Here is a 14,279-nt window from a genome sequence, read left to right as displayed (position 1 = left end):
AGCTTTTTCATTAGCTGGCAACAAAAATGAGTCAAAAGGTAATTACAACATCTAATTACCTTTTGGCTCAGCTAAATTCAAAATCACTATTCTTTTGTTGCTTTATCTCTGCTAATGATCTTCTTACTAACATCTTGCATAATCCGTAATAAATCGTTAGCCTCATCTTCACCTAATAAATCAACCCAGGCGTAAAACCGTTTGTGAATGGCCTGGTTAATTCTTTCGGTAACTTCTTGGCCCTTAGTTGTTAAAAGAAGGTATAGGCGACGGCGATCATTTATATCGCGTTCTTGAACGATGTAATTTTGTTCTAGCATGACGCGAATCTGCCGGGAAATTGCGGCGCGAGTCACACCCCGCTTGGCCGCAATTTCTGACATACCCATCTGCTGGCCGTTATCAATATCACGCATGATCAAAAATTGTTCAAAGGATAAATGATAACGTTTGGTCGGTTCAGAAACCAGATCGCCAACGTACTTAAAGGAAGTCAAATAAACATTAATGTATTTCTCTAGTAAATCATTATTTTCTTTTGCCATTTGACACACCCCTTATTAGCGATTTTATACCTCCATAATAGCATACTATGCTGCTTGCTTGGAAATTCTTTTGGCCTTTAATAAAGGTAAACTGAAAATAACCGCGAATACAAGTAGCGCTATGAGACTTGCGATTGGACTGGTTGCTAATCCGTTCATTGCGTAATTCAAACCATTTAACAAGTACGTACCTGGTAAAATCAGGCTTATTCCGCGGTAAACGGTTGATAACATCGCGTTAGGCAACAGACCGCCTGAGACAATTAATTGAACGAAAAGCAAGGCTAAGGTTGCGAGAACTCCTAACGTTCCCCACCAGCGATCAAAAGCAAAGACAATCAGTGTGAATATTCCGCCACCCAACAATAAGAAGCCGAATAAGCTGACTGGATGGGCAACTGTAATGCCCATTAACATGATAACGATGGTCATCAAAAGTGCTGATAGCCCTAATACACTACCTAATAACAATGCCTTTTGCCGCCGCGATTGTGCGCGCCAACGTGAACTATAACGATTAAAACCTAATTCGATTAAAATGGCACCTACAAATGAAACCATCAATACAACTAATGGCGCCAAAACATTCATTAATGGTTTGGCCAAATTATCGGCCTGAACCTTGTTTGAAACTGGCGTGACAAAATGATTAACGTTAGCCGGTTCAGTATTTAAATGACCGACTTGGGCGCTACCGGCAGCCAATTTTTTATTGAGCGTGCCCATTCCGTCATCCACTTTGCTAATGCCGGAATCAACCTTATGATCGCCAGTGGCCAATTGTTGTGCGCCATCAGCCAATTGACTGGTACCATCATTTAACGTACCACTGTTACTTGTTAATTGTTGCCCACCTGAATTTAACTGATTAATTCCACTAATTAGTGTTGGCACTTGACTATTTAACTGATTCAAGCCCGTTGTTAACTGGTTAGAACCACCAGCCAACTGATTAACACCACTAATTAAAGTTGGTACTTGCCCATTTAATTGACCTAAACCACCGGCCAATTGCTGGGTTCCACTAATTAATTGCCCGTTTTGGGCGACTAACTGCTGGCTACCAGCGTTTACTTTACTAGCACCGTTAGCTAATTGGTTAGCGCCGGTAACAGTTTGATTGGCCCCAGTAGCTAGTTGGTTAACGCCATTTGCTAGGCTTGGAACTTGACCGTTTAATTGGCCTAAACCGTTAGCTAACTGCTGCGTTCCACTAGTTAATTTACCGTTTTGCGCGACTAATTGCTGACTGCCAGTTGCGGCCTTATTGGCCCCTGCAGACAATTGGGTAATGCCGCCCGTTAAACTTGGAACTTGCCCATTTAATTGATTTAAACCACCCGCTAATGCAGTAGCACCACCAGTTAATTTATCATTTTGAGCAACCAACTGTTTGCTACCTGCTGCAGCTGTGTCCACACCATTTGTATAGGCCTGAATTCCTGGCAGTAACCCAACTTGGCCATTGCCACCGTTTAATCCGCTGGCTACCTGTTGCAGGCCAGTGTGTAATTGTTCGGTTGCTTGAATGGCACCCATTGTCGTTGCCGTATTACCTTGTTGTTTTAAACCAGAACTAACTTTAACTAATCCTGCTTGAAGCTGATTAATGGCCGTTTTAGCACCACTAATTACTGCTGGCGCGCCAGTTTGTTGATCGGCCAATTGATTAATGCCGTTCTTCAAAGCCGTTAACTTAGGCTGTAACGCGTTTAATTGTTGTAATTGCGTTTGGGTATCTTCTAATGCAGGTTTGACAGTACCTAATGCCGTCCCTACTTTGCCTAAATTGGCTTGTAAAGCTGTTGCGTCACCACCAGCACTTTGTAGCTGACTGCCTGCAGCAGCGACTGAAGTAGTGCTCGTATCTAATTTAGCCTGAATGGCACTCACTTGTTTAACTAAATTAGGATTTTGTTTGAGTGTAGCATCCGCGGCTAAACTTGCTACAGCGGCCTTGGTATCATTCAAACTGGTTGTAGCAGTCGCCAATTGACCACTCGCCGAGCTTTGATTATTAGCAAAAACTTTGGCACTAAGGTCACTTAAATTACTACCAGCGGCCGTTGCAGCAGTACCACTAGTTGTCGCTGCTGTACTGACCGCGTTTAAATCGGTCGTTATTTTACCACTATCAATTGAAGTTACTGGCCCACTGATACCGGCACTAAGCTGATCGATCCCTTTACTCAGTTGATCAAAACCGGCGTTTAACTTTTGAATATCCGGTTGGCTAGTACTAACTTGACTATCAATTTCCTGCGCGGCCTGGGTTAATGATTGTTGTAACTGGCTGCTGCCTTGGACTAACTGACCAACACCACCATTAATTTGTTGACCACCACTATTTAAAGTCGCGCTGGAACTCGTTAGTTGGCCTAGGCCTGAATTCAATTTGTTAGCGGCCAACGTATAAGCCGTAACGCCTGTGCTTAAGCTACTACCGCCATCATTTAACTGAAAGACTGCGTTAGATAAGGGCTGGCTGGCCAATTGTAATTGGGTTAAACCAGTTGCTAGCTGCTGATTACCCGTTGCCACCTGACTAGCACCGTTTGTATAAGCAGTAACGCCACTATTTACCTGCTGACTGCCATCATATAATTGAAAAACAGCACTAGCTAGCGGTTGAATTTTTGTTTGCAGCTGATTAAGCCCAGTTGCAACTTGCTGATTGCCCGTTGCTAGTTGCTGGCTACCACTGGCCAATTGTTGATTGGCAGTCGCAATTTGACTAGCGCCATTTGTATAAGCAGTAACGCCAGTATTTAATTGATTGCTACCACTGGCCAACTGTGAGACACCACTTGCTAAGGGTTGCGTTTTGGTTTGCAATTGGTTCAAACCAGCGCTTAATTGTGTACTACCTGTATACAATTGGAATACACCACTTGCTAAGGGTTTGCTAGCCGATTGTAATTGTTTAACGCCGGCCGCTAGCTGATCAACCCCAGCGGTATATTTCGCTTCGCCATCCTTAAAGGTGACCATCTTATCCGCTAATATATCCAAATTACTAGCGATCTGTTTGTTCCCACTAACAAGCTGACTGGTACCCTTCTTTAATTTTTTGGTCCCATTGTGCGCCTGCTCAACGCCCTGTCCTAACTGGTTAATTGAACCCAGCATTGCTTGATCGTAAGCACGTTGCACATTGGCAACAACTTGTGACCGTAGCTTCTGGGCCACCGTATCAGTAATCAAATGTGAAGCAAAATTATTGTGATCGGATAGATCAACCTTAATTTGACTGACCTTTGGCCGCTTGTTTAAAACAGTCGTTGCGTTTTTAGAAAAATTAGTTGGTAACGTTAACTTCATCAAATAGCTACCATCTTTTAATTTTTCGTTGGCCGTTTGTTTGGAAACAAAATGCCACGTGACCTGATGATTATGCCGTAATGCCTTTTCAACACCTGTTCCCAATGCCACCGTCTTTCCCTGGAATTTGGCATTTTGGTCTTGATTAACAACTGCCACATTAATGCGGCTAGTGTTCGTTCGTTGTTCGTAGGCAACAAAATTTAACGCAATAAATAATAATAATAGCGGAATAATAATAATGAGCCCGACGAGTAGCAACTGGCGTGAATGATTCTTGATGGTTTGCATCTCCCTAGCAACCTCCTAAATAGTTTAAGGTCTATTCTGTGCTTGGTACAAAATCTTATTACCAGATAGCACGAAAAATATGACCTTCTGAAGAATTTAATGCCACTTTTGATTCTTGTTAATGGGCTATATCGTATATGCCATTAACAATATAAAACTATCGCGCAAAATTGATCGCTTGTCAATTTTATTTTTATAAAATCAGAACTAAAGCGTACTTGAAAAATACTAATAATAGTATTTATTTCATAAAATGATTACCAGGTCTTCATGCTTTCTTCAAAAACCATTAGTATGCTAATTACATAGAGATGAGGTACTTTCCTACCTTATCAATCTACCCTAAAAACTCCTAATTTAATGATAAGCAGCTATAGCCCTAACTATAGCTACCTCTAAATCAAACCTTCTAACCCTAATTAGAAGGTTTTTTTTGTCTTCAACCATAGCTTGAAAAAGTAAATGTACTTACTGCCTATTGGCCTCTTTTTGTGACTGTCACTCAAATATGGCATAATGAAGGCATTAACAATAAGGGGGTAAGCTAGTGGAACTGCCTGGTTTCAAACATCGGATACCACTGCCTAGAATATTAACTTTTGGTTTCTTTATTTTGATCATTCTAGGTGGCTTGCTTCTATCATTACCAATGGCCACGCGCAATGGCCACGCAACTTCGTTTATAGATGCACTATTCACTGCAACTTCGGCCATTTGTATCACTGGACTGACCACCGTTAATACAGCGGCGCACTGGTCGGTCTTTGGTCAAAGCATTATTATGCTGCTCGTTGAAATTGGTGGACTGGGCTTCATGTCATTTACAGTTCTGCCATTTATCCTGTTCCGCCGCCATGTCGATCTAACAACACGGCTACTGGTCAAAGAATCACTTAACTTCGAAAATCTCTCAGATGTTAGTAGTGTTATGAAGTACGTCATTGGTCTATCCGCACTTATCCAAAGCATTGGTGCTGGTCTATTATTTATCGATTTTTACCCGCGCTATGGATTAGGCCGCGGATTATTTATCAGCGTCTTTCAATCAATCATGGCTTTTTGTAATGCCGGTTTCGATTTATTTGGCAATAGTTTAGAAAGCTACCAAAATGATCCCTATTTACTTTTAGTGATTAGTGCGTTAATCATTGCTGGTGGACTGGGTTTTCTAGTCTGGCGGGATCTACTTCTGCTCCGAAAACGAAAACGACTGTCCTTACATACTAAGTTAGCTTTGAGCACCAGTGCCATTTTATTAGTTGGTGGCACGCTTATTTTTAGTTTGACTGAAAATAATTTGGCCGTATTGACGCCTAACGTTAGCCCGTTTAATCGTTTGATTAACACCTTCTTTCTAGCGGTAACGCCACGAACGGCCGGCTTAACAACACTGCCTTACCACCAACTTTCAATTGCCGGAATTGTCCTGACGATCGTTCTCATGTTTATTGGTGGGACCTCTGGCTCAACGGCCGGCGGAATCAAGACAACCACGTTTGGTTTGTTAACTTTACAGAGTTGGGCAGTTTTACGTGGCCACCACGATGTCGAATTTAGCAAACGACGTTTCAGTGACCAAAATATTCTGCGCGCACTCATGCTAGTTTTCGCCAGCATAGCGCTTGTCGTCACTGCCATCATGATTTTAACGGCAACGGAAGCAACACCGGCACGCTACGGGTTAGAGTACGTCACGTTTGAGGTGGTTTCGGCCTTTAGTACCACCGGCATGTCACTTGGTTTAACACCTCACCTAAGCGTAATTGGCAAGCTGATTATCATGTTGTTAATGTTTCTAGGCCGTGTTGGAATTTACACCGTGATGTTCACTGCCCTAAACACGAACCGCACAAAAAAAGGTTACCGCTACCCTACCGAAAATATTCTTATCGGTTAGAACCTTTTAGGATGTGGTAATAATCATTGGTCTACTGCTATAAAAATGACCATTAATTACCTAACTTAACTTAAGTGTGCACCAAAAATATTTTCCAGAAAGGACCAACCTTATGAAACAAAATTTTGCTGTCATCGGCCTAGGTCGTTTTGGTACCAGCATTTGCCGTGTGTTGGCCCAAGAGCACCAAGATGTTTTGGCAATTGACATTAATGAAGAACGCGTGAATAGCTTGGCAAATATTGCAACTCAGGTTGTTGTTGCCGATGGTCAGGATGAAGAAACTTTAAAATCACTTGGAATTGGTAATTTTGATCACGTCATCGTATCGATCGGTAAAAATATTCAGGCAAATATTCTAGTGACGTTAATCGTTAAGGAATTAGGTGTTCCTGACATCACTGCCAAGGCAGAAAATAATACCCACGCTCGTGTTTTGACCCGAATTGGTGCCGATCATGTTGTTCACCCTGAACGTGACATGGGCGAACGTGTAGCTCATCACTTGCTGTCCCCAAATATTCTAAATTATTTGGCGCTAAATGATGATGTAACGATGGCAGAAATTAAAATTACGAATCCTAAATTTACTGGTAAAACACTTCAGGCAATTAACTTTCACCAGCAGTTTGGACTAACGGTTATTGCCATTCAACACGGCAATAAAGTGACTGTTTCACCCGCGGGCGACGCACTGGTTCAGCTAAATGACGAATTGTCAGTCGTTGGCCCAACAACTGCCGTGGACCGACTAGACGCGCAAATGAAGAACTAATTTGGCCAAAGTAATGCTGTTTTAGCCAAAAAACTGGTATTATAAAGGTGAAATTAGCTGAATTTTAGGGAGGATCTAACAATGACTGATTTAGAAAAAGTAATGCTTGGTGCCAACAAATTAGCGTACGCCACTAGTTTGGAAAATATTCCTAATCTAAGAATTGTAAATTTTGTTTGGGAAAAAGAAACACCCGCAGTTGTCTATTTTGCTTCAGTTCATGATTCACAAGGTGTTCAGGAGTTTTTAAGTAGTAAAAGAATCGCCTTTTCAACGATTCCTGACTCCGGTAACGCTCACGTAGCAACCAACGATGCGACGGGGATTGCATCAAAACGAACTTTGGCCGAAATGCGCGAAACTTTCCTTAAACAAATTCCCGGTTTTGATAAGGTACTTAACCTAATTGGCGATCAATTAGCTGTCTATGAAATCCACATTCACTCGACTGAGGTTGACCTTGGCCTAGGTAATGGCACTAATCGTTTAACTTTCTAATCCACTAAAAATATTTAGGAGTGGGACAAAAGTCGGTTTTGGGTTCACTGCGTAACGTGAGCCCAGACTTTTGGCGCACGTTCTAGAGTAATGCCCAAAAATAGTAGGCAGTCAGGACTTTTGTCCCAGCCGCCTACTATTTTTATTTACTCAACTTATACTTTTCAGTTCGATTTTTTGTGTGGCAACAGCCGCAGTGAACATTCGGTCATGATCGACCAGTAACATTGCTGGCTGGTAATCTAAAACCAATTGTTGAATCTGCTCCCGCGTTAAAACGTCTAAGTAATTTAGCGGTTCATCCCAAACGTAAAGTTCTGCCGGTTCACACAGCGAGCGGGCCAGTGCCACTTTACGCTTCTGCCCCATACTGAATTGCTCAATTCGTTTACTAAATAATTGCCGTTCAAAACCTAATTTTCGCAGAACCGTTAATAACTGCGTTAAATCAACTTGCTTTTCTGCGGCAAATTCAGATAAGCTACCAGTTAGTTCAGAAAATCTTTGGGCCAAATATGAGTAATGACTAGTCGCCAAATTAACATTTCCACTAGCAATTAATCGCTGCTCACCTAAAATGGCCTTAAGAATAGTTGATTTCCCAGTTCCATTAGCACCGGACAAAACTAAACGTTCACCTGGCGAAATACTGAAAGTCAACGGTTGATTTAATGGTTGTTGCTGCTTAACAACTAACTGTTCAATAGTCAATAATGCCTGCTTAGTTCGTTCAGGCTGGTAGTTAAGTGGCAATTCATCTGTTTCCTCAACGTTTTGCAATAATTGCTTTTTGGCCTTGACGGCTGCAGTGGACCGCTTCTGAATTGCCAGTGATCGCTTCATTACTTTGGCCGCACGGTGGCCCACAAAACCACGATCAAGGTTAGCGTGCTCCTCACTTTTATGACTAACGTACTTACCGCGTTCGGCCTGTTTAGACCACTGCTTTTTTTGCGCGGACGTTTGTTCCAAACGTTTAATGTCGTGGCGCAATTTATGTTCTGTTCGTTGTTCAAACTGCTCCTGCTCTTTTTTGGCCTGTTGCCAAGTACTGTAGTTACCCTGTTGAACGGTTATTTGTGCGCGCTCAATTGCCAAAGTATGGTCAATCACTTGGTTTAGAAATAATCGATCATGGCTAATCACAATGAAACCCTGTTTCTTTTGAAGATATTTGGCAACAATCTCCCGCCCAGATTGGTCTAGGTGATTAGTTGGCTCGTCAATCAGTTGGAAATGTGTATTATCCGCAAATAACGCGGCCAGTCCAACTTTGGTCTGCTCGCCTGGACTTAACGTCCGGTACGGGCGGTAAAGTATTTCTGGATCAGCAGCCAATAATTCACATTCGCGCTCAACTTGCCATTCCTCGCCGAGATCAATTTGACCATCGGTTTGTAAAATTGTCATAAAAGGCAAGCTAGTATCAATGACTTTTTGTGGAAAATAGGTAAAGACTTGATCCGTTATAATTTGACCATCATAAGTTAGTTGGCCTAACAATAAGCGTAATAAAGTCGTTTTTCCTCGTCCATTACGTCCAATTAGGCCTAGTTTCCAGCTGGCATCTAGTTTTAAAGTTGTATTTTTAAAAATTGCTGTTGCCATATCTGGATAGTGAAAATTTAAATTTTGAATTTGAATTGTTCCCATATCTGATCACCTCATTATCTTGTGATGACCGGCTAAAACCCATTTTCTGGTACACAAAAAAGGACACAGTGCTGTGTCCTTTGATCAACTAACAAATTATGTCCTAGGAGAGTGTTGGGACAAGCGTTTAGATTCCGAGGATTACTGACGTTGTCGATCGGACTAGGATGAACCCAAGTCCGAATCGCAGCCTAAACAGACGAATTACCTTTGAAAAGGGTGATTTGGCTGTTGTAGCTACTATTCCGCAATTGAGGATTATTAGCCAAGTACGCTAATAATCTTGATGCTTCATCCGTTATCCATTCAACTACGGCGAAAGACGCCAAGTTGAAACATGGCAACCGCAGGAATCTGCTTTTTCAAACACTCTCTAGTACCTAAACTTGATGTTATTGTGATCAAAGTAAGTCCAAGTTGCACCGAAAATAGCCTTCAGGAATAGTTCCCTGCACCGGCCGAATTTCAATTAGCGACAACTTGTATTCTTCAATCCCATCAACATCCCTTCGTTTTAAATTAAAATTAGTTTAGCACGTCCTGGCCGAGAACACAACTTGAATTAGTGACGTGCTTTGAGCCCCTGGTTCTGTCTCAATCTATTCTAATCTGATCGCATTGGATGTAATTCTAAATTGCAAGGTTATGATCACATCCCCTTTTGAATTGCTCCCTAGTATCCTAAAGTCTGTGGCAGCAAGTACTCACCTTTGTCAGACGTTGACTTCAATTTCTTTTGAGTGGACTTAGCAGTTTCAGCATTCAAGGTTGCGGCACCAAATAAGATTAGGAAAATTGGGAAAAGTTTAACCCCATTGGCAAACTGTACTGCAGTAACCCCAATTAGGCTGATACTAATTAGTAAGCCTAACCGGCCGGCCAGCAAATTTTTTCTAATCCAACTAAATACCATTAAGCAATAAAGACTGACACCCAACGGACCAACTTCTAATAACAGATTAATAAACCAATTAAAGGCGGTGTTATACCGTAATTGTGACCCAATTGTTTGTTCGATATAACTAGGTAACATGTTAAAGCCAACACCAAACCAATTTTTCTGATACAGGCCCAGGACAGTCATCATATTTTGATAACGTTCCTGATTACCTTGATCCTGCAAATTCATTGTTCTTACTGACTCAATTAATGAAGTCATTACGTGATTTGATTGGAAGAAATCAATAATACTCGCAAAATTTATAAATAAAAGGCCGAATATTGCTGTCCCCCCAATAATCAAAAGCGATAAACTGCTATACGTTAACGACTGAATAATATATTTACGTTGAATAATCAGAAAGGCAATGAATAAAATAATCAGTAAAGCAGTATTTGCCGATGAAGAAATAATCAAAAAGCTAAATAATAGAAGGAGTATAAGCCAATGGAAGAAGCCCATCTTTTGAAAATATAACGCAACTAACAATGCAGCGATTAAAAAGACTGCGTAGTAGGACGTTTCCAAGTAAAGCCCCGAAGCACGGTACGTTGTTAAGAAATTAATATCCGTAATTTCTCTCAATTGTGCGTTCCATGGCAGTGAAACGTAGTAATCTTTCTGTGGAAATAGGTTATAAAGTGTTATAAAGCGGCCGGTAGTAAAACCAATGTACTGTAAAACTGCCATAATAACATTGGCGATAATGCCAAACCAAACGCCCTTATACACGATGCTTAAGCGATCGAGTAGACATAAAACTGCTAAGTAGACGAAGGTTGCCAAGATTAACATAAATTGACCGGTAAAAAAGCTTTTAAAAACAACTGGTTTATAAACAAAGGTGATTGCCGTTGGTATGATTGAAAGAAAACAAGAAGCTAGAAAGAGCCAATACCAACCACTGACGCGTTTAAACCCAGAAATGAGTCGCTTTCGATCACTAATACAAAGGTAAAATAATAATAAGAAACTAAAAACATATACCCAAAGAATAGGCGTAATCCCAACTAGTAAGAAATAAATTGAGTCACAACAAGCAAATAGGCCGATAAGAAAAGCCAGTATAGAAATGATGTTACCTTTAATTTTAGCCATAGGCACGCACACCCGATCTAATGATTATTTGATATATGGACCAGAAATTGTTAAATAACCAGCCCTCAATTCGTTCCATTCTTGCCAATTCAAGTTTACGGTAAGTACTTTGTGTGAGCTCTTGATGTAGCTCGTGCAATTGGGTAGAAAAATTAGTTGGCCCATCTTTTGCCCGTATTAATGAACGTAAGAGAATCATTTGACTTCTATAAAAATGTTTGTTTGCCAGCTCTTGCGCGTAGTGAGGACTATCTGAATAAATTAGGCGGGAGACACGGCCGATATCAAATACGATTGGGTTAAAATTCTCATTCGGATTTCGTGAATTAAAGCCCTGATTAGAATGATATTCATATAAAATATCATCTATGAAAGTTGCTTTTGTAATTAACCGACAGATTTGATAAAGATATAGCTTATCTTCGTTAATTTTGATATCTTCTAAAAATCTAACTTGTTTAGCAACTTTACGTTTGATTAACTTAGTCCACAGATTAATTGGTAACTGATCATCTAAGAATGCAGTTAAAAGTGCCTTTTGCGTGGCATATTCTGCGGCCTGACCGATTTTTTCTGACTGGCCTTTTTGGTTTACTTTTAAAGCACAACAGCCGACCAAATCTTGTTGGGTTTTCATTGCCGTTTCACTTAATCGCGCTAAGTAATTAGAACGTAGGTGATCATCAATGTCACTGAAGATAACGTAATCGCCCTGGGCATGTTCTAGGCCTAGGTTTCTTGCGGCAGAGACACCCTGATTTTGTGACTGTTGCAACATTTTAGTTGGTATTTTTTTTCGTTGCAATAACTTTAAAAGGTGCTTTTGGCTACCATCAGTCGAGCCATCATCAATCAAAATTAATTCATAATTTTGACACGTCTGCGCGGCCATATCCCGTACAAAACCTTGAACATATTGTCTGGCATTAAAAAACGGGACAATCACACTAATTAACATACATTCACCTTCTTTATTTAGGAATTATTTTCAGTTATCAATTGCCGGTAAAGTTGCAACATTTGGGGAGCAGCTTCATTAATATCATAGCCAGCGGCGCGAACGTAATTAAGCCCACTTTTTCGCTGAATTAATGGCTGAGTTAATGCACGCCGCATTGCTTGGGTCCAGGCAACAGTCGGTGCATCTAATGAAATAGCCTCATAGTTTGGGGCTAGTGAAACTTCGGTCGTTACTCTATCGGAAACGACACAGGGAACCCCTGCAGCCTGGGCCTCTAATAAGATAATTGGTAGCCCTTCGTAAAACGACGGTAGTAAAACGACATCGCAGGCCTGCAATAGTTCGGCCACATCCGTTCGGTAACCTAGAAAGGAAACCTTAGATTGCAGCTCTAACTGCTGTACTTGCTCTCTTACTTGGGCCATTAATTCACCATTCCCCACAAGTAGTAAGTATGCATTGGCTTCCTTTTGGCAAAATGCTGCAAACAAGGTCAACAACTGCCGGTGATTTTTAGAAGCCGTAAAGCGGCCAAAGTGAGCAAAAACTTTTTTTCCAGTTAACTGATGCTTAGCCCGCTCGTGTTTACGCGTGGCCGGTGAAAATTGAAATGCCTTTAATGAAATAGCGTTAGGAATAACTTCAAATGAGCTTTTATCACCAAACAACCAACTACCTGCAAGCTGTGAACAGGCAAAATATGTGTTTGCGGCCTGTTTGACAGGCTGTTTCAAAAGATTGCCCACAGCCCGTTTGGCAAAATTCTGACTTGTAAATTCTGTACTATGTGAATGAATAATTCTAACTGGTATTCCAGCTATTTTTGCCTGGCGTAACAATTGAAAACTTTTGCTCGAAGCGTGGGCGTGAACAATATCAAAATTCGAATGTTGTTTAAAATATTGCTTAAGCTTAGTTTCAAATTTCAAAAAATCTAGGGGTGTTTTAAGTTTTACCCCCACCAAGCGCTGAATAGTTATTTTTTTTTGGAGTTCTATTTCTAGTGGACTTGGCGGATCTTCATCAAGGGTCAAGATAGTGACATTGATTTGTCCTTTTGGAAAATGGTCAATATACTCTTTTAACAACGATTGAATACCGCCAAGCGCTAGTGTATCAACAAAATAAAGTAATTCAATGGTCTGCATAACGCACCTCCGTCTTAATAATTAGGTCCCATAGGCTTCGGAAATTTGAGCAACCATCTGTTCTAAAGAAAAGCGCTTTTGAAAATCCTTTTGAATTGTTTCCTTGCATAATTCCTGTTGGATTGCTTTTTCTACCATCAAAACTGCTTGTTTAATGTCCGTTGCATCGAATAGGTAGCCGTTAACGCCTTCTTGAACAACTTCGGTATTGCCAACAACTCGTGAAGCAATAACAGGAATATGGGCGCGCAGTGCCTCTAACGGTGCGTATGGTAAACCTTCATAAAGGGAAGGTAATAGAAAATAATCATAACCCGTAACCAAACGTTCACTATCCGATCGGTAACCCATTAGATGTACTTGACCACCTAAATTATTTTTAGCTACGTAGTCTGAAACCTCTTTGAACAAGGGACCATCTCCCACATAAACAAAATGAATTTGAGGATATTTTTGCGTGATTTTCTCTGCAATTTTGACAAAAGTGAAGGGATCTTTTTGTTCACACAAGCGCGAATTGTTTCCAATCACGATTGCATCAGCAGGGATATTCAATTCACGCCGGATATAGCCGCGGTATCGTTGTTCGCTTTTGGGTAATCCATTATAGATAACCTTGAATTTTTTTTGATGATCAATCTTAGCCAACACCGCTCGTGTGCGTTCTCCGTTAGAGACGGCAAAAATTCGAGTTGTTGCGGCTCTGCTTAAAAAGCGTTCAATTTGGATAAAAACAAATCTTTTCTGCTTACTAAATTCTGGAGCAAGAAATGAAAATGCATGTGGTGTATAGAAGACTTTGTCTACCCGGCAAGTCTTGGCCGCTAAACGGCCTAAAATTCCTGCCTTAGAAGAATGACAGTGAACAATATCTGGTCGTAATTTTCGAATTACTTTTAATAATTGGTAAAAAGCAACCCCATCTTGATACAAATCAATATCACGACCAAGCGCTTCACAGGGAATTAGCGTTGCAACAGACTCCAGTTGAGATTTTACTTTCGTAAAGGCCGCATCAACTCGGCGCGTTCCATAAAATAAAGTAATGTCAAAAGTATTTTGGTCTAAAGCCTGAATAAGATCCACCAAATGCCTTCAAACACCGCCACTCATTGTTTCGGCAATAAGTAATAATTTCTTCTTTTCGTCCAT

At 40.8% G+C, this 14,279-nt stretch carries 10 protein-coding genes; 3 read left to right on the top strand and 7 right to left on the bottom strand.

Annotated elements, in window-relative coordinates; genetic code table 11:
- Positions 1-86 precede the first annotated feature (86 nt).
- Both AYR53_RS03620 and AYR53_RS03615 read right to left on the bottom strand, forming a co-directional pair.
- On the bottom strand, positions 87-545 hold the full coding sequence (locus tag AYR53_RS03620) for a MarR family winged helix-turn-helix transcriptional regulator (RefSeq protein WP_068279337.1): 459 nt from the start codon (positions 543-545) through the stop codon (positions 87-89).
- Positions 546-590: 45 nt separating this feature from the next.
- Entirely contained in the window at positions 591-4,157 is a 3,567-nt protein-coding gene (locus tag AYR53_RS03615; protein WP_068279340.1) for a YhgE/Pip family protein, read from the bottom strand.
- A 547-nt stretch (positions 4,158-4,704) separates the two neighbouring features.
- Here AYR53_RS03615 and AYR53_RS03610 point away from each other — a divergent pair.
- The 3 genes from AYR53_RS03610 (at position 4,705) to AYR53_RS03600 (ending at position 7,327) form a co-directional block, all read left to right on the top strand.
- Positions 4,705-6,054 carry a TrkH family potassium uptake protein gene (locus AYR53_RS03610; RefSeq protein ID WP_068279342.1) on the top strand — a complete coding sequence of 450 codons (1,350 nt, stop codon included), beginning with the start codon at positions 4,705-4,707 and terminating at the stop codon, positions 6,052-6,054.
- Between the two features lie 112 nt (positions 6,055-6,166).
- A complete protein-coding gene (locus tag AYR53_RS03605) occupies positions 6,167-6,829 on the top strand; it encodes a potassium channel family protein (protein WP_068279345.1) in 663 nt (220 codons plus the stop codon).
- 81 nt (positions 6,830-6,910) lie between these two features.
- On the top strand, positions 6,911-7,327 hold the full coding sequence (locus AYR53_RS03600) for a hypothetical protein (RefSeq protein ID WP_068279347.1): 417 nt from the start codon (positions 6,911-6,913) through the stop codon (positions 7,325-7,327).
- A gap of 150 nt (positions 7,328-7,477) precedes the next feature.
- Here the strand turns inward: AYR53_RS03600 and abc-f are convergent, their stop codons facing one another.
- The 5 genes from abc-f to AYR53_RS03575 form a co-directional block, all read right to left on the bottom strand.
- Positions 7,478-8,980, bottom strand: coding sequence for a ribosomal protection-like ABC-F family protein (abc-f, locus tag AYR53_RS03595; RefSeq protein ID WP_068279350.1), 1,503 nt, complete (start codon positions 8,978-8,980; stop codon positions 7,478-7,480).
- A gap of 673 nt (positions 8,981-9,653) precedes the next feature.
- Complete coding sequence (locus AYR53_RS03590) at positions 9,654-11,018, bottom strand: hypothetical protein (RefSeq protein WP_068225823.1); 1,365 nt, start codon at positions 11,016-11,018, stop codon at positions 9,654-9,656.
- Positions 11,011-11,976 (bottom strand): glycosyltransferase family 2 protein, encoded by a 966-nt coding sequence (locus AYR53_RS03585; protein WP_068225822.1) that lies wholly within the window; start codon positions 11,974-11,976, stop codon positions 11,011-11,013. Before AYR53_RS03585 ends, AYR53_RS03590 begins: the two co-directional genes overlap by 8 nt.
- A 17-nt stretch (positions 11,977-11,993) precedes the next feature.
- A complete protein-coding gene (locus tag AYR53_RS03580) occupies positions 11,994-13,127 on the bottom strand; it encodes a glycosyltransferase (protein WP_068279353.1) in 1,134 nt (377 codons plus the stop codon).
- Positions 13,128-13,148: 21 nt separating this feature from the next.
- Positions 13,149-14,213 (bottom strand): glycosyltransferase, encoded by a 1,065-nt coding sequence (locus tag AYR53_RS03575; protein ID WP_167574656.1) that lies wholly within the window; start codon positions 14,211-14,213, stop codon positions 13,149-13,151.
- Positions 14,214-14,279: the final 66 nt, after the last annotated feature.

The sequence above is a fragment of the Loigolactobacillus backii genome (genome assembly GCF_001663675.1).
GTDB classification, from domain to species: Bacteria; Bacillota; Bacilli; order Lactobacillales; family Lactobacillaceae; genus Loigolactobacillus; species Loigolactobacillus backii.
Note: the sequence above shows the minus strand (reverse complement) of the source record. Positions and strands in the feature narration are given on the sequence as shown.